The organism is Paenarthrobacter aromaticivorans, assembly GCF_019038615.1.
GTDB lineage: Bacteria > Actinomycetota > Actinomycetes > Actinomycetales > Micrococcaceae > Arthrobacter > Arthrobacter aromaticivorans.
Window position 1 is genome coordinate 142,193 of the sequence record NZ_JAHOPC010000006.1, and the last position, 16,461, is coordinate 158,653.

General features: G+C 60.8%; 20 protein-coding genes. 11 read left to right on the forward strand and 9 right to left on the reverse strand.

Translation table 11 applies throughout. From position 1 onward, the window contains the following. Positions 1-61 precede the first annotated feature (61 nt). The 8 genes from KSW38_RS11725 to KSW38_RS11760 all read left to right on the forward strand — a co-directional run bounded on the left by KSW38_RS11725 (position 62) and on the right by KSW38_RS11760 (position 5,469). A complete protein-coding gene (locus KSW38_RS11725; RefSeq protein WP_216925099.1) occupies positions 62-1,129 on the forward strand; it encodes a P1 family peptidase in 1,068 nt (355 codons plus the stop codon). A 195-nt stretch (positions 1,130-1,324) separates the two neighbouring features. Beyond that, positions 1,325-1,546, forward strand: a complete 222-nt coding sequence (infA, locus tag KSW38_RS11730; RefSeq protein WP_011775571.1) for a translation initiation factor IF-1 — start codon at positions 1,325-1,327, stop codon at positions 1,544-1,546. Positions 1,547-1,618: 72 nt separating this feature from the next. Further along, positions 1,619-1,732 carry a 50S ribosomal protein L36 gene (rpmJ, locus tag KSW38_RS11735; RefSeq protein ID WP_011775570.1) on the forward strand — a complete coding sequence of 38 codons (114 nt, stop codon included), beginning with the start codon at positions 1,619-1,621 and terminating at the stop codon, positions 1,730-1,732. Between the two features lie 196 nt (positions 1,733-1,928). Beyond that, on the forward strand, positions 1,929-2,306 hold the full coding sequence (rpsM, locus tag KSW38_RS11740; protein WP_011775569.1) for a 30S ribosomal protein S13: 378 nt from the start codon (positions 1,929-1,931) through the stop codon (positions 2,304-2,306). A gap of 51 nt (positions 2,307-2,357) precedes the next feature. Next, positions 2,358-2,759 (forward strand): 30S ribosomal protein S11, encoded by a 402-nt coding sequence (gene rpsK / locus KSW38_RS11745; RefSeq protein ID WP_014922380.1) that lies wholly within the window; start codon positions 2,358-2,360, stop codon positions 2,757-2,759. A 149-nt stretch (positions 2,760-2,908) separates the two neighbouring features. Continuing rightward, positions 2,909-3,919, forward strand: coding sequence for a DNA-directed RNA polymerase subunit alpha (locus KSW38_RS11750; protein WP_011775567.1), 1,011 nt, complete (start codon positions 2,909-2,911; stop codon positions 3,917-3,919). A 66-nt stretch (positions 3,920-3,985) separates the two neighbouring features. Beyond that, positions 3,986-4,546 (forward strand): 50S ribosomal protein L17, encoded by a 561-nt coding sequence (gene rplQ, locus KSW38_RS11755; protein ID WP_216925100.1) that lies wholly within the window; start codon positions 3,986-3,988, stop codon positions 4,544-4,546. A 32-nt stretch (positions 4,547-4,578) separates the two neighbouring features. Beyond that, positions 4,579-5,469, forward strand: coding sequence for a tRNA pseudouridine synthase A (locus KSW38_RS11760; RefSeq protein ID WP_216925101.1), 891 nt, complete (start codon positions 4,579-4,581; stop codon positions 5,467-5,469). Positions 5,470-5,611: 142 nt separating this feature from the next. Here the strand turns inward: KSW38_RS11760 and KSW38_RS11765 are convergent, their stop codons facing one another. From KSW38_RS11765 to KSW38_RS11805, 9 genes are all read right to left on the reverse strand, one after another. Beyond that, the gene (locus KSW38_RS11765) at positions 5,612-6,490 is read right to left on the reverse strand and encodes a type II secretion system F family protein (protein WP_216925102.1); all 879 of its coding nucleotides are present in this window, start codon (positions 6,488-6,490) and stop codon (positions 5,612-5,614) included. Between the two features lie 12 nt (positions 6,491-6,502). After that, positions 6,503-7,444, reverse strand: coding sequence for a type II secretion system F family protein (locus KSW38_RS11770; protein ID WP_216925103.1), 942 nt, complete (start codon positions 7,442-7,444; stop codon positions 6,503-6,505). 2 nt (positions 7,445-7,446) lie between these two features. Continuing rightward, a complete protein-coding gene (locus KSW38_RS11775) occupies positions 7,447-8,901 on the reverse strand; it encodes a TadA family conjugal transfer-associated ATPase (RefSeq protein ID WP_216925104.1) in 1,455 nt (484 codons plus the stop codon). Continuing rightward, a complete protein-coding gene (locus KSW38_RS11780) occupies positions 8,898-10,097 on the reverse strand; it encodes a CpaE/TadZ family protein (RefSeq protein WP_216925105.1) in 1,200 nt (399 codons plus the stop codon). Before KSW38_RS11780 ends, KSW38_RS11775 begins: the two co-directional genes overlap by 4 nt. After that, a complete protein-coding gene (gene cpaB, locus KSW38_RS11785) occupies positions 10,094-10,861 on the reverse strand; it encodes a Flp pilus assembly protein CpaB (RefSeq protein WP_216925106.1) in 768 nt (255 codons plus the stop codon). The genes KSW38_RS11780 and cpaB overlap by 4 nt, the downstream gene beginning before the upstream one ends. Positions 10,862-10,910: 49 nt before the next feature. Continuing rightward, complete coding sequence (locus KSW38_RS11790) at positions 10,911-11,951, reverse strand: pilus assembly protein TadG-related protein (RefSeq protein WP_216925107.1); 1,041 nt, start codon at positions 11,949-11,951, stop codon at positions 10,911-10,913. Further along, entirely contained in the window at positions 11,939-12,346 is a 408-nt protein-coding gene (locus KSW38_RS11795) for a TadE/TadG family type IV pilus assembly protein (protein WP_216925108.1), read from the reverse strand. The genes KSW38_RS11790 and KSW38_RS11795 overlap by 13 nt, the downstream gene beginning before the upstream one ends. A gap of 107 nt (positions 12,347-12,453) precedes the next feature. After that, complete coding sequence (locus KSW38_RS11800; RefSeq protein WP_254186396.1) at positions 12,454-12,648, reverse strand: Flp family type IVb pilin; 195 nt, start codon at positions 12,646-12,648, stop codon at positions 12,454-12,456. Positions 12,649-12,978: 330 nt separating this feature from the next. Further along, on the reverse strand, positions 12,979-13,623 hold the full coding sequence (locus KSW38_RS11805) for a prepilin peptidase (RefSeq protein ID WP_216925109.1): 645 nt from the start codon (positions 13,621-13,623) through the stop codon (positions 12,979-12,981). 287 nt (positions 13,624-13,910) lie between these two features. Here KSW38_RS11805 and rplM point away from each other — a divergent pair, with 287 nt between their 5' ends. The 3 genes from rplM (at position 13,911) to glmM (ending at position 16,440) form a co-directional block, all read left to right on the forward strand. Further along, positions 13,911-14,354, forward strand: a complete 444-nt coding sequence (gene rplM, locus KSW38_RS11810; RefSeq protein ID WP_011775554.1) for a 50S ribosomal protein L13 — start codon at positions 13,911-13,913, stop codon at positions 14,352-14,354. Positions 14,355-14,392: 38 nt separating this feature from the next. Then, positions 14,393-14,899, forward strand: a complete 507-nt coding sequence (gene rpsI, locus KSW38_RS11815; protein ID WP_216925110.1) for a 30S ribosomal protein S9 — start codon at positions 14,393-14,395, stop codon at positions 14,897-14,899. 176 nt (positions 14,900-15,075) lie between these two features. Beyond that, positions 15,076-16,440 carry a phosphoglucosamine mutase gene (glmM, locus tag KSW38_RS11820; protein ID WP_216925111.1) on the forward strand — a complete coding sequence of 455 codons (1,365 nt, stop codon included), beginning with the start codon at positions 15,076-15,078 and terminating at the stop codon, positions 16,438-16,440. Positions 16,441-16,461 lie beyond the last annotated feature (21 nt).

Below are 16,461 nucleotides of genomic sequence, written 5' to 3' on the forward strand. Positions count from 1 at the left end.
TGCTCCCGGCCCGGCGTGCTGCGCAGGCTCAGGGCGTTGCCTTGAGGTGGACAATGGTGCCATGAATGCGATCACCGATGTACCGGGAATCCGTATTGGCCACGTTCAGAGGAACGACGGCGGGTGGCTCAGTGGTGTGACAGTCGTCCTTCCACCTGTGGGAACCGTGGGATCGGTGGACGTGCGCGGGGGAGGCCCTGGTACGCACGAAACGGATGCCCTGGACCCTACGACGTTGGTTTCGACGGTCGACGCCGTCGTGCTGACGGGTGGCAGTGCGTTTGGGCTGGCCTCAGCTACTGGCGCCCAGCTCTGGTGTGAGGAGCAGGGCCGGGGCTTTGCGGTTCCCGGGACAGTGGTGCCGATCGTTCCGGCCGCGGCCATCTTTGACCTGGGGCGCGGTGGTGACGTCAAAGCGCGGCCCGACGCCGGCATGGGTTACCAGGCAGCCGCCGCAGCGTTCGCCTCAGGCGACCACGCCGCCGTCGAACGCGGAAATGTCGGCGCTGGGACGGGCGCCGTAATCGCCCGCGGGCAGTACAAAGGTGGTGTCGGTACATCCTCGATCGCGCTCGAAAGCGGGATCATCGTCGGTGCCATAGCTGTGGTGAATGCGCTGGGTGCGCCCGTGGGTGGGGGCCCGCAACCCTCTGCGCGCTCGGTCGTTCCTCCCCAACGGCTCCCCAACCTCGCAAGCTCGGCCGGGGACCCCGGCCGTCGTGGCCCCACCTTGGACGCCCGCGGCCGGGTTCCGGGCCCCCAAGGCAAGTCCCCCTCTGCTCCCGTCGTTTCTCCCCAAGGGCTTAACACCACGCTCGTCGTCATCGCTACGAATGCTGTGCTCGATGTTGCCGAGTGCAAGCGGACGGCCAGCTCTGGGCATGCCGGGCTGGCGCGGGCCTTGGATCCGTCCCACACTTTGGCGGACGGTGACACCGTTTTCGCCCTGGCGACTGGCGCCATCGGGCTTGATCGCAGTACCGAGCAGGCGCGGCAGGTGTCGCTCATAACGCTCCAAAGTGCCGCAGCTGAGGCCGTACGTTTGGCGATCCTGGACGGTGTTGAAGCGGCCGAAAGTGTCACGACGGCGGCAGGAGACTTCCCTGCCTACCGGACCGTAGGGGAGTGACGGGCGGCGGTACGTGCGCTACCATGGACGGATTTAACTTTCCGGCCCCATTGGCGTAGAGTTATTTGTTGGTTGTCTGTGCAGCCACGCCCTTTTTAGTGTCGTGGTTCCAAGAGGGCCAAGCAAACAAAAAACGTCCGTTGGATTTTCGGTGCCTAACCGGAGGACAGCGGCAAACAACAGTTAGCGGAGGATATGGCCAAGAAGGACGGGGTCATTGAGATCGAGGGCGTTGTGACTGAGGCGCTGCCCAATGCGATGTTTCGTGTTGAGCTCACCAACAAGCACGTCGTTCTCGCACACATCTCTGGGAAGATGCGTCAGCACTACATTCGAATCCTCCCCGAGGACCGGGTAGTGGTGGAGCTGAGCCCATACGACCTCACACGTGGTCGTATCGTCTACCGCTACAAGTAAATTGCTGGGCGGCCCAGGCAATAGTGCCAAGCCGCTCCAGCAGATCAACTGCAAAACACGCAAAGGAACGCCATGAAGGTCAAGCCGAGCGTCAAGCAGATCTGCGACAAGTGCAAAGTGATCCGCCGTAACGGCCGGGTCATGGTGATCTGCGAGAACCCGCGCCACAAGCAGCGCCAGGGCTAATTCCCCTTCAGGGAATCAGCGCCCGCAAGGGCAAACCTGGGTTGCTAGCCCACGCAAGTAAATAAAGGCAGCACAAGTTGTGCCAGGACTGCATTACAGAGCCTGGTCAACGTACCCCCGGTCGGAGGCTGGGGCCACACGAATCGTGTGGGTGTACTGCCTACGACCTCCGGTTTATTCAAGGAGTACCGCCACTATGGCTCGTCTCGCTGGCGTAGACATTCCCCGCGAAAAGCGGTTGGAAATTGCGCTTACTTACATCTACGGCGTGGGCAAGACCCGTGCACACGAAACCCTGGCTGCCACCGGCATCAGCGCTGACGTTCGCGTCAAGGACCTGACTGACGCCGAGCTGGTCCAGCTGCGTGACTACATTGAAGGCAACTACAAGGTTGAGGGTGACCTTCGCCGCGAGGTAGCCGCTGACATCCGCCGCAAGGTTGAGATCGGCAGCTACGAAGGCCTGCGCCACCGCAAGGGCCTGCCCGTACGCGGTCAGCGTACGAAGACCAACGCTCGTACCCGCAAGGGCCCGAAGCGCACCGTCGCCGGCAAGAAGAAGGCCGGACGTTAATCCCTCGGGATTGACCTGGTTTTCCCCCGATAACTTTCTGTAGGAGAAACAATGCCCCCGAAGACTCGTGGAGCGGTTCGTAAGCCGCGTCGCAAGGATAAGAAGAATATTGCGCTTGGCCAGGCGCACATCAAGAGCACCTTTAACAACACCATCGTGTCCATCACGGACCCGAACGGTGCTGTAATCTCCTGGGCTTCCGCCGGTGAGGTTGGCTTCAAGGGCTCCCGTAAGTCCACCCCGTTCGCTGCCCAGATGGCTGCCGAAGCTGCTGCAAAGCGCGCTCAGGAGCACGGTCTGCGCAAGGTTGACGTATTCGTCAAGGGTCCGGGATCCGGACGCGAAACCGCAATCCGTTCGCTTCAGGCTGCTGGCCTTGAGGTTGGCTCCATCCAGGACGTCACCCCCAGCGCCCACAACGGTTGCCGCCCCCCGAAGCGCCGCCGCGTCTAATTAGGTATTCCCTGTCTGACCGGCCGGGCCTGCTGTACATGGTTTAGACCATCTACAAGCATGGCCCGGCTGGTCAGGCTGGAAACCGAAGCCGATTTCCACCACCTGTGTTGCGTCATATAGCGGATGCTCGCCGAAAGGAAACCTAAGTGCTCATTGCACAGCGCCCCACCCTGTCTGAAGAAGTTGTATCCGAGAACCGCTCCCGTTTCATCATTGAACCGCTGGAGCCGGGCTTCGGCTACACCCTCGGAAACTCCCTCCGCCGTACCCTGCTCTCCTCCATCCCCGGTGCCGCTGTAACCAGCATCCGGATCGATGGCGTGCTGCACGAGTTCACCACGGTTCCGGGTGTCAAGGAAGATGTCACCGAGATCATCCTGAACATCAAGAACCTTTCGGTTTCCTCCGAGCACGACGAGCCGGTTGTTGCTTACCTGCGCAAGCAGGGCCCCGGAGTCGTCACCGCCGCGGACATCGCTCCGCCGGCCGGCGTCGAATTCCACAACCCGGATCTGCACATTGCCACTCTGAACTCGAAGGGCAAGTTCGAACTCGAACTGACCATCGAGCGCGGCCGTGGCTACGTTTCGGCAGCTCAGAACAAGTCCGGCGACTCCGAGATCGGCCGTATTCCGGTTGACTCGATCTACTCGCCGGTCATGAAGGTAACCTTCCGCGTGGAAGCTACCCGTGTTGAGCAGCGCACCGACTTCGACAAGCTCATTGTCGACGTCGAGACCAAGCAGGCAATCGCTCCGCGCGACGCCGTTGCTTCTGCAGGCACCACCCTGGTGGAACTGTTCGGTCTGGCTCGTGAGCTGAACACCGCAGCTGAAGGTATCGAGATTGGCCCGTCGCCGACGGACGCTGCCCTGGCAGCGGACATGGCTCTGCCGATCGAGGATCTGGACCTTACCGTCCGTTCCTACAACTGCCTCAAGCGTGAGGGCATCCACACCGTGGGTGAACTCGTTGCCCGCTCCGAGGCTGACCTGATGGACATCCGTAACTTCGGTGCGAAGTCCATTGACGAGGTCAAGGCAAAGCTCGTCGAACTGGGTCTGTCCCTCAAGGACTCCCCTCCCGGTTTCGATCTCGCAGCCCGCGCCGCAGCCATCGAAGAGGACGACGCCGCGTTCAGCGACGACGAGCTCTAAAAAGCAGATCTTGGCCGTCAGGTCCAGCGATGGACCTGACTGGCTTACACAACAGGAGAAACAATTATGCCTACCCCCACTAAGGGTCCGCGCCTCGGAGGCGGCCCGGCTCACGAGCGCCTCATGCTCGCGAACCTGGCAGCTGCTCTGTTTGAGCACAAGCGCATCACCACCACGGTAACCAAGGCCAAGCGCCTGAAGCCGTACGCAGAGCGTCTGGTCACCTTCGCCAAGCGTGGCGACCTCTCTTCCCGCCGCCGCGTTCTCGGCCTGATCAGCGACAAGGGCATCGTCCACGAGCTGTTCACCGACATCGCCGGCGCCGTCGCCAACCGCGATGGTGGCTACACCCGTATCACCAAGATCGGCAACCGCAAGGGCGACAACGCTCCCATGGCTGTCATCGAGCTCGTCCTCGAGCCGGTTTCCCCGAAGCAGGCCGTAGTTGCTGAAGCAACCGCTGCTGCTGCCAAGGCTGCTCCGGCTGCTGAGGAAGAGGTTGTGGAGACCGAGGCTGTGGAGACCGAAGCTGCTGAAACCGAAGAGGCTCCGGCCGCTGAGGCCGAGGCTGCTGACGCTGAAGTTGCTGAGACCGAAGAGGCTCCGGCCGCTGAGGACAAGAAGTAATTCACTGAATTCTTCACAGTAGACTTAAGTCTATGAACGAACGAAAACCCGCTGCCCCCGCTTTGGGGGGCGGCGGGTTTTTGCGTGTCCGCATGGATCTTTCGTATGACGGAGGACCCTTCAACGGATGGGCACTCCAGCCCGGTCTGCTTACGGTGCAGGGGGCATTGGAGGAGTCATTGGCACTCCTCGTGCGCCGTCCGGTCCGGGTCACGGTTGCCGGCCGCACCGACGCCGGTGTCCACGCCCGCGGCCAGGTAGTCCACCTCGATCTGACGGAAGCCGAGTGGCTGGGACTTCCGCGCGGGCACGAACTCGACCCCGCCGTCGCGCTTTTGCGTCGCCTTCGCGGGGCACTTAGCCGTATTCTCGGCGATCTTACCGGCGCCATAGAAGTGCACGACGCCGGTCTGGCACCTGAAGGTTTCGACGCCCGGTTCTCCGCGTTGTGGCGTCGTTACAGTTACCGCATTGCTGACGGCGCGGAGCGCTGGGATCCCGTGCTTCGAGGAATTACGCTGTGGCACAAGGCGCCGCTGAATGTTGAGCTCTTGAACGAAGGCGCCGCCCAGTTGCTGGGCCTCCAGGATTTCCGTTCCTACTGCAAGCCCCGCGAGGGCGCCACAACCATCCGCGAGCTTCAGAAGTTTGAGTTCGGACGGGGGAGCGACGGGGTCATTGTGGCTACCGTCCAGGCCGATGCGTTCTGCCACAACATGGTCCGGTCCTTGGTGGGCTCGGCCCTGCGTGTGGGCGAAGGCCTGGAGCAACCGGGCTGGCTACATGCACGTCTTCTGGAACGTAAGCGTGATGCCAAGTCCGTGTTGGCCGCGCCCCACCCCTTGGTGCTGGAGGAAGTTGCGTACCCATCGGATGGTGAGCTGCTGGCGCGGGCTGAGCTGACGAGGGCCCGGCGGGAGTAATTTCTCTTTGCACCAGAGACCGGGTCTGGACGGCCCGGACGTTGGAGGACCCCCTCCCGGCTCTGGGTACCGGAAGGGGGCCGTTGTGGCCGTCCGCGGTCTGGGATCCGCGAACGGCCGGTCTAATTCCCGCGAGGCAAGATCAGCTGAAGGCCTGGATGATCTTTATGGCCGCAGGACCCAGAAGGACTATGAACAACACCGGGAAAATGCAGAACAGCAAGGGGAAGAGCACCTTAACAGGTAGTTTCATTGCGCGTTCTTCCGCATTTTGCCGGCGCTTGACGCGCGCTTGCTTCGCTTGGGCACGCAGGACATTCGCGATTCCGATGCCGTATTTGTCAGCTTGGATAACTGCAAGGACAAAGCTGCGGACGTCCGGGACTGTGCAGCGTTCCGCCAAAGCTTCGTAGGCTTCCTGACGGGGCCGTCCAACTTGAATATCTTGCAGGGTCCGCATCAGTTCATGTGCCAGCGGCCCTGCACCGTAGGTTGAAACCCGTTCGACGGCTCCCTCAAAGCCCAGCCCCGCCTCGACGGAGATGAGCATCTGATCAAGCGTGTTGGGGAACTCGAGTTGGATGGCTTCCTGCCGCTTGAGGCCTGTGTTGTACACCAGGAGATCCGGAATGAAATACAGGAAGGCCGTCAGGAACAAGCCGAATCCGATGCTGACTGGGCTTGGCCCGCTCGCGATCAAAAGAACGCCAACGAGTGCACCTGACGCTGCCAAAATCGGTTTGATCGCAATGAGCTTGGTCAGGGGCATGGATTGGGGCCGCCCTGCAAGGGCGAGCCATTGGTCCAGTTTCGCCTCGTAACTGCCCGGGGTCAGTTTGCGTGCTACACCGAGCAGCAGCGGAGGACGTTTGATATCAACGCCAGCACCCTGTGCGAAACCGGAGCCAAGGTTGGTCTGCACGGCAACGATCCCTTTACGGTCCATTGTTGCCAGGGACCAGGCAAAGTAGGCCAGGGGCAGAACGATGGTGGCGATGATGAGCCACGCTATGAGAGTCATTGATCTGCCCTCCTAGAACTTGATCTTCACAGTTCGGCTCATCCAGAAGCCGCCGATGACGAACAGCAAGCCCGCAGCCACCAGCAGGGCGATACCCACAGGGTGCTGGGCGAACACTTTCATGTAGCCCGGGTTCATGATGGTCAGGATGAGGCCAACACCCACCGGCAGTGCCATCAGAATGTAGGCGGACATCTTTCCTTCAGCGCTGAGGGACCGGACATGGCCCTTGATCTCGCTCCGTTCGCGGATCGTTCCCGCCACCTGCTCAAGGACTTCCGCCAGGTCGCCACCCACTTCGCGATTGATCTGGATCGCTTGCCCGATCCACCGGAAGTCTTCGCTGTCCATGCGGTCCGCACAGTCTTCAATGGCTTGCCGTGCGTCCTTGCCAATTCGGACTTCGTTAACTATCCGGGAAAGTTCCTCCGAGGTGGGGGCCTGCGCTTCGAGCGCTACGGATTCAAGCGACCGCATGATGCTGTGGCCGACGCGCAGACCACCGATGAGCATCTGGATGGTGTCCGTAAGTTGCGTCTCGAACTTGGCTCGCCGCTTTTCGGTCTTCACGACGAGTATCAATTTGGCGACAAAGGGGGTGGCGATCGCCAAGACGATGCCGATGATCAGGTTGATCAGGAACGAACCCAGCACGCCGATGATGACAGTCGAGATTGCCACGATGACCGTGAAGTCCGCAGGAGCCTGCTTCACGCCGGCCTTGTAAAGAACCTCCCGATTGAAGAGACCACCCGATCGACCAATGGCAGCATCGACGAATTGCACTGCCGACTGGGAGACACGGCCAACAGCGGAGTCGTCGGGAACAGTGCCTATACGCCTGCGGTCGAGGGGAAGGCTTCCGTTGCGGGGTTTCAGGACAACGACGACCAAGACAAGCAGGGCGGCAATGCAGAGCCCCACAGCCGAGATGAACAGGATAGGCGAGTCCATTGCTATCGCCTTCCAACAGGAGCAGGAGCCACTCCGAAGACAGCGGGCGAGACGTGTATCCCCAATTCTGTAAAACGGTCCAAGAACCTTGGCCGGATACCGGTTGGAAGGGCCCGCCCGAGGAAACGCCCTTGAGCATCCAAACCTGCCGAGTAGTCGAAAAGGAAGGCATCCTGGAGGGTAACGACGTCGCCCTCCATGCCTTGGACTTCGGTGACATGGGTGACGCGACGTGTGCCGTCGCGCAAGCGTGTTACTTGGACTATCAGGTCCACTGCCGATGAAACCTGTTCGCGGATGGCGCGGAGCGGAAGGTCCATGCCGGCCATCAGGACTAGCGTCTCCAGCCTTGCAATGGCATCACGTGGCGAGTTCGCGTGCACTGTGGAAAGCGATCCGTCGTGGCCGGTATTCATGGCCTGGAGCATGTCCAGTGACTCTCCACCGCGGACTTCACCGACGATGATCCGGTCGGGACGCATACGAAGGGAGTTCCGGACAAGATCGCGAATAGTGACTGCGCCCTTGCCTTCGATGTTTGGCGGCCGGCTCTCCAACCTCACCACGTGCCGTTGCTGCAGCTGGAGCTCGACAGCATCTTCGATGGTCACGATGCGGTCAGACTCGGGGATGAACGATGAGAGCACGTTGAGCAGCGTTGTCTTTCCTGTACCCGTACCGCCGGAGACGATGACGTTAAGCCGGGCGAGGACACATGCGCTTAGTAGTTCAGCCATCTCATGGCTCATGGAGCCCCACTCGATCAGGTTGCGGACTGTAAATGGCACATGGCTGAACTTCCTGATGGTCAGCGAAGGACCGTTGACGGCCAAGGGAGGAATGATCGCATTGACGCGCGAACCGTCTTCCAACCGGGCATCCACCAGGGGGGATGACTCGTCAATTCGGCGACCCACCTTGGAGACGATTCGCTCGATGACTTTCCGAAGATGGTTGTCCGAGCTGAATTGCAAGTCGGTCAAGGCAAGGTGTCCGTGGCGTTCCACGTAGATCTGGTCGAACCGATTGACCATGACTTCCGTGACGGACGGATCCTCCAGGAGACGCTGCAGCGGTCCGTAGCCCATCACTTCATCCGAAATTTCCCGGATGAGCCGGCGACGTTCCTCGGGGGAAAGGGGCACTTGTTCGTCGTCGATAACGGCAGAGAGTTCGTCAACCGCGAACGACCTCAGGTCTTCTTCCGACGAAGACGTGTCACCGATCCTGCTGCCCATGCGCTCGAAGAGAGCTGAAGCGGCCCGTTGCTTCAACCCCGCCAATGCGTCGACTGCTGGTACCGAGGGCGGTCCACCAAGCAGTGTCGTGGTGGGACCAGGTACTGACGGGGGTGGCGCTAACGTGGAAGTCGCGGGGTTAAGGTGAGTGTTGTCGTCGGTGGGGATCTCCGCTGCGGCAAGCGGGTTGTTCTTCGTTAGCCGTTCCGAGAGCTTCATGACACCACTACCCTTCGGTGCACTTTGGTCTGCGGTACCGTAGCGAGCCGAGGGTCAAACCGCTCGACCAGCTTTTTCAGACCCTTGGCTGCGGAGTCCCGCGTGGTTCCTTGAAGAACCGGCACCCCCCGGTTGGTGGAGAATGGCAGGTTCCGGGAGCGGGGGATTACGGTGTCAATGGGGACACCGATAGTAGCCTCGACGTCCTGTACGGAAATGCCGCTCTTTCTGTCCGCGAAGTTCAGCACCGTGTGTCGGCCCTGTGGGAGGAGCTGCAGTTCCTTGAGCACGCTGAAGCACTTGCGCAGCCCCCGGATGCTTGGGACGTCCATGCCGCACACCCAAACGCCATCGGTGGCCAGCTCCAGCGTCGCAAGGCAGTGCTCACCCAGTCCAGGAGCGGTGTCCACCACCACATACTTGAACTCGCTTGCCAGCTGGTTGAGCAACCTGGAGACGTGGTCCGCCGTGATGTAATCAGACTCCGAGGGCTTTCGTGGTGCGCACAGGGCATAGATTCCGGCCGGGTGGACCGTAAGGAAGGCCTTGAGCACCATGGAGTCTTGCGCTGCTGGTCCGTGAACTGCTTCAGTGATTGAGTGTTCAGGTTCCAGCAGCAGACCGGAGGCGACGTCACCGAATTGCAGATCAAGATCCACAATCACGACTCCCATGGGTGCCATGGCCCCGAGCCCCACGGCAAGGTTGGTTGCGACGGTGGTCTTTCCCACGCCGCCCTTGGGCGACATGACGGCAATGACACGGCCCCGGTCCTGGCCGGACTCGGCGGCCGGCTGCATGCCTCGGCGGCGGCTGGCCGAAGCGAGGCACGCACGCTCCAGAAGTACCCGAAGCTCATTGACCTCGATTTCCGGTGAAACGACGTCCCTGACGCCTGAATGCATGGCGCGAAGCACGATGTCCGGCTCTGGGGTAGAAACCAGCAAGAGGCTGATTTCCGGGTATTGCAGGTCGAAAACCGTGGCCAACTTGAGGGCATCATCCGGGTTGACGCCAGGTCCGAGAATCATTACTTCCGGCGGTGCACCCGTCAGTTGCTTGAAGACCTCGTCCGTTCCGGCCTGGAGCACATCCGGGGAGAGCGTTTGCAGGTCACCATGCAAAGCACCCGTGATGGCCTGCCGAACCCGGCCCTCGAAGTCACGGACCGCAGTTATGGCTACAAATCTGCTCATTTCAACTCGCCTCCCAGAGTGGTTACCGGCGGTTCGCTCTTCGCGGTCTTGTCGGTCTGCTTGGACAGATAGATGGTGCCGAATTCCGCTCCGAAGACCATCTTGGCGGCGTTCGCGTCGCTGAGGGCAACAGTCACATATGCGGAACCATTGGGCAGGGCGACGGCATCGGTGTTGGCGGACTTCTTTTCGGTGTCCGGTGCAGCCTGCTGGACTGCAGTGACCAGGACATCGTGGTAGAGCAGTTTGGTGTACTGCTTCCAGCCCTTCACCTCGGCCGGCAGGTCTACCCCAGCGGGGATGTCCCCGTCCACCTTGAATGATGCGAACACTGTGACCGTGTCCCCGGCTTCGAGGCGGCCACCGAGGATACGCTCGGGTGCCAGGATGAACGTCTGCTCCTGCAAACCATCCGGTACAGGGACCGTGCCAGGGGCCAGGTCCTTGGGGCTTACCAACTTAACGCCGAGCAGTTGTTCTCCTGGCTGCAGGTCCACTGATGTGACCTTGCCGTTCTGATCGTTGAGCGCGGCGATGGTGCCGGGTGCCACCGCAGACTGCGGCAGTGTTTCTGCCTTCACCTTGGAACCGAGGTCCTCGGCCTTGGTGCCGGCTGGAATCCGTTCCTTGACCACAAGAACGTTTACGGGATCTAGCCCTTGCTGCGCCCGCTTGTCGGCTCCCTGAACGTAGGTAACCAGCAATACGGTGCCGATGACTGCCAAAAGCAGTGCAGCAATGCCTCCCAGTAGGCGTGCTTTCACTTTCTAACTCCCTTCGGGTTTCCTGAGATAGGTAGCGCTCTTCGAGCGGCTACTCGGTGAGCGTCACGACGGACGCTCCGTAATTGGGGGTACCGCCGGTGACCGTCATGCCATCTTCCAGAGAGACGAATCGCTCGAAGTAGCCTTGGATGCCCCTGCAATTCCCGTTGCAGTTCGGCGCGGCGGGATCCAGGATTCCTCCTGAGCCGCTGAACTTATAGCCCGTGACCTTGAATGCCGCGAAGCCGATGAGGGTGTACGTCGCATTGTCCCCATTGCCGGTTGCCGTCCTGAAGAGGGGGATAAGAGCTGGTTCGTCCATGATGTGTGCTAGGACGGAATTGCAGGCGGCATCGTTGGGGAAGTGGTTGCCTGGCTGCCCCTGGACCGTCGCATTCACGGAGATATCAGTGGCGCAGCCTGAGTTGGTGAGGAGCCATCCAAAACCTCCGGGCTCATACCCGTTTTGGGACGCACATCCTGGATAGGCAGGGGCATTCTCGTCATACCGCAAGAGAATGTGGGTGGGGATGGGGTCGCCGGTGAAGTTCCCGGTGGAGTTCAGCGAAGCCAGCTGCGTTGGAGACAAGTACTTCTTGAACACGCACTCACTGACCGTCCACGGCAAGGTAGTGGCCGTAGACGGTGCTCCCCAGGAGGCCTCAGCAGCTGCATCCACGGGCGTTGTGTCGAACCCCAGTACCCGTGCAAAGAACAGGGAGAAGCTGTTTTGACCTGACGTATCCCTCGCATTGGTGACCACACGGACTTTAGTGGCCGCTGGAAACGTGACGGTTGCACCACTGGCATTGTCATTTGCATTGTTGTTGGCGAATTGGTTTCCCGTTGCCGTACTGTTGCCGCAGCTGCCGCCGGCGCAATCCGTGGCGATCGCAAGTGCCGCTGCGTCGGCGCCGTTCTGCAACTGGGCCTTTTCGGCGTAAAGGGCACCTACGTCCACCGCAAGGGCGGCGAAGCCCAACAAGGCCACCATCATGGTGGCGACCATTACGGTAGCGGCGCCGCGCTCCTTGGACTCTTTCCCATCGTTGCGCGTGCCACGCGCCACTTCTGCCTTTAGCCACCGCATCGCATTACTCCTACTCCAGTCATGTTGAGCGGGAAGATGCCAGGTGCGCCAAAAAAGCCGGCGTCAAGAAATCCTGACATTGATGTTAGGGAGACGCTGGTGGTTACTGTGACGTTGGAGCCTGGTGCGCAGCTGGACGCATTATCGCTGACAGACACACCTAAGCCGGCCAGCGACGGGGCGGATCCCAGCGCGGTTCCCGCCACATCGAGAGAACCGTCCTTGTAATGCACCGCCGCGTAGCGGGCCCCTTCACGGGCGGCTTGTGTCAAAGACACTTGAACGTTCAGAGCCCGCCCGAACTCAACGATCCCCACCAGGATCAGCAGTAGGAGCGGCAATAGAATCGCCATTTCCACGGCTACTGCGCCGCGCTCTTTCTTACGTGATTTCACGATCGTCTCCCAGACCCAGAATCCCGGCAGCATACGTGCCCTTAAAGACGGCGGTCGGCCGCAGCGACAAAACAAGTTGCCAGCGCGGCCAACCGCCGGTGTGCGAACTAGAGAGCGGCAGTTACCTGGTCGAAGAGGGCGGCGATGGCCGGGCCGAGGAACAACACCGAGCCCATGACGACTACTGCGATCAGGGCGACCATGATGCCGTATTCAACCATCGTCGCGCCCTTCTCCTCGGAGGTGAGGCGGGCCTTGACGCCGGCGATGTACGAGGTGACGGTGAACATAAGAGCAGACATTGGAAAATCCTTCCCAGATGAATTTAGAGTTTTTGAAATAGTTGGATATAGGTCCAGCAAATTATCGGAATTTGCCTTCGATTCCCGAACTACCCCCATGTTGCGTTTAGCGGTTCGGAATTCGATGAGATAAGAATTCACCCTGGAGGAGCTGCTGAACAATGCGTAGTCGTACTCGAATTCCTGCAACGCATATCAGGCGGTCACCCGTAGAAGGGCAGGGGAGTACTCAGTTTGGAACGCAAAAAGGGGGAGTGACTACTTGGAATAGACAGCAGCCTTACATTTTGGAGCTCATGAGGAGCGACGGGAGCGCCAGATGGCGTACCCCTACTGAAGTAGGAGGGTGACACCCAATGCAGCAACAACCATCGCCGGCCCGTGCGCTGTTTCCACCGTCTTTTCCTTGCGATTCAGGCGCAACAGCAGCACCGTCAGCACCCCGCCCACCACGAATCCCAGTAGTCCGCCGTAGAGTACTTGCTTCCAACCCAAGTACCCCAAGTACAGTCCGACGGGTGCTGCGAGCTTCACATCGCCCATTCCGAGGCTTCTCGGCGAAATAAGTCCCAGAATCAGGTAGCCAACGAAGAGTATGAGCCCTCCGGCGAGTGCTCGGAGTAGCTCGGGCCAGGCGGGATCGAGTGCCGCGGACGCGGCAAGGAGAACAAAACCGCCTCCTAGCAGGAACAAAACGAGGGGGTTTGGCAGCAAATGGAGGGTGAAATCTATTCTCGAAAGCTGCACCCCAAGAAGTGCCAATAAAAGGAACGCCGGCAATTCCGGGGTAAAACCGAAGCGCCATCCCAACAGGGCAAATAGCAGTGCGGTGACTGCCGCCGTCGTAATACGGGCTGCAAGTGAGGGGAGTCCGCCGAGGCGCGGAAGGCTACGCGCGATCACGAACTCGACGGCCGGACTCAACAGCAAGCCGGCGATGGCGAGCAGGAGCAGGAAAACGGGACCGTTGGTCATGTACTCTCCCTCAAAGCGCATGCGACCCCGAGGGGCGGATACCCCATTTTGACCCGGACGGCCCGTTGAAGGTATTGTTTATAGTCGTTGTGCGTGTCCTATCTCGATGACACATGCCTTCTCGGGGATCCAGTTGCAGGATCGCTAACTCAAGAGGCATATCGAGATTCTGGGATGACTGGTCTATAGAGCCCTCACCTCTGCTCCGGTAACGCATACATAGTAGGTACACGCCTCACTGCGTGTCGCCTAAAACATGAACGCCAGAACAAGAACGAGGCAAAACCGTGCGTACGTACACCCCGAAGCCCGGCGATATCAACCGCCAGTGGCACGTCATTGACGCCACCGACGTTGTCCTTGGTCGTCTTGCCAGCCAGACCGCAACACTGCTGCGCGGAAAGCACAAGCCGACCTTTGCGTCCCACATGGACATGGGCGACTTCGTCATCATCATCAACGCTGAAAAGGTTGCCCTCACCGGCGCCAAGCTGGAGCAGAAGCGCGCATACCGCCACTCCGGTTACCCGGGCGGTCTGACCTCCGTCAACTACGCCGAACTGCTGGAATCCAACCCGGTTCGCGCTGTTGAGAAGGCCATCAAGGGCATGCTCCCCAAGAACTCCCTCGCCGCTCAGCAGCTGGGCAAGCTCAAGGTCTACGCAGGCCCCGAGCACCCGCACGCTGCACAGCAGCCGAAGACTTTCGAAATCACCCAGGTCGCCCAGTAGTCCTGGCCACCAAACAACTTTTCATTACAAGGAGAACCGTGGCTCAGAACGAAGAACTGACCGCCGAAGCCGTCGAGGCTGAGGAAACCCTCACCAGCTACACCTCTGAAAGCACATCTGTTGAAGATGCGCCCAAGAAGGAGCGCCCGGCGCTGACCGTTGCCGGTGCAGCTGTTGGCCGCCGCAAGGAAGCCGTTGCACGCGTTCGCGTCATCCCGGGTTCCGGCAAGTGGATCATCAACGGCCGCACGCTGGAGAACTACTTCCCGAACAAGCTGCACCAGCAGGATGTCAACGAGCCCTTCAAGATCCTTGATCTTGAAGGTGCCTACGACGTCATCGCCCGCATCCACGGTGGTGGCATCTCCGGCCAGGCCGGTGCACTGCGCCTCGGTGTTGCTCGCTCGCTGAACGAGATCGACGTCGACAACAACCGCGCCACCCTCAAGAAGGCCGGTTACCTGCGCCGTGACGCCCGCGTCATCGAGCGTAAGAAGGCTGGTCTCAAGAAGGCACGTAAGGCTCAGCAGTACTCCAAGCGTTAATCTGCGCTTACTCGAAAGCCCGTTCCGCCGCTTCGGCGGGGCGGGCTTTCGCCGTTTAAGAAGTTGCCTTTAAGCAGTTCGAAGATGCAAGGTGTGAGCCGGATTTGACCTGTGCACATGACGTTCCGACACGCTGCTGGACGGGTGGTGTCCCGTCGTCGTCTAAACTTGAGCCGATGTCTAGATTATTTGGAACAGATGGCGTGCGCGGTCTCGCGAACGGATTGCTCACCGCCGAGCTGGCTATGCAGCTGGCCCAGGCCGCCGCCGTCGTACTCGGCCATGACCGCACAACCGATGGCAAGCGGCCTCGCGCCGTAGTCGCCCGGGACCCCAGAGCGAGTGGCGAGTTCCTTGCCGCCGCCGTCGAAGCGGGGCTCTCCAGCTCGGGCATCGATGTCTATGACGCCGGGGTGCTGCCCACCCCGGCTGCGGCCTACCTGGTGGCAGACCTCGACGCCGATTTCGGCGTCATGCTCTCGGCCTCCCATAACCCGGCCCCTGACAACGGGATCAAGTTCTTCGCTCGCGGCGGCCAGAAGCTGCCCGACGACGTCGAGGACGCCATCGAAGCACAGCTCGGCAAAGAGCCTCAGCGGCCCGTCGGCGGCAACGTCGGACGCATCCAGCGCTTCTCCGACGCTGAGGACCGCTACATTGTCCACTTGCTCGGCACCCTCCCCAAGCGCCTGGAGGGCCTGAAGGTTGTCCTGGACTGCGCTCACGGCGCGGCCAGTGGTTGTTCGCCTCAGGTGTTCAAGGACGCTGGCGCGGACGTCGTCGTCATCGGGGCCGAGCCGGACGGCTTGAACATCAACGACGGCGTCGGCTCCACCCACCTGGGTCCGTTGAAGGAAGCGGTGGTCAAGCACGGTGCGAACCTTGGCATTGCCCACGACGGCGACGCCGACCGCTGCCTCGCTGTAGACCACGAAGGCAACGAAGTAGATGGCGACCAGATCATGGCGATCCTGGCGCTGGCACTCAATGAAGCGGGCAAGCTCAAGGACAGCATCCTGGTTGCCACGGTCATGAGCAACCTCGGACTCAAGATTGCCCTCCGCAATGCCGGTATCACCATCCGCGAAACTGCTGTTGGCGACCGTTACGTGCTGGAGGAAATGCGCGACGGCGGCTACAACCTGGGTGGCGAACAGTCCGGCCACGTGATCTTCTCCGATTACGCAACCACCGGCGATGGCGTGCTCACCGGCCTGCAGCTTGCTGCGCAGGTGGCCCTCACGGGTCGTAGCTTGAAGGAACTCGCAACGGCGATGACCAAGCTCCCGCAGCTCATGATCAACGTCAAGGGTGTGGACAAGGCCCGTGCGGGCACCGACGAAGGAGTTGCCGCAGCAGTAGCCGCTGCTGAACTGGAACTGGGCGAAACCGGCCGTGTGCTGCTGCGCCCGTCCGGAACCGAGGCCCTGGTCCGCGTCATGGTGGAAGCTGCGGATATGGAGACGGCCGAGCGAATTTGCAACAGCCTTGCTGCCGTAGTCAAGGAACGCCTGAGCGCTCCCAGCGAACTGGCTGTATAAGAATCCAAGCAACTTCGGCCC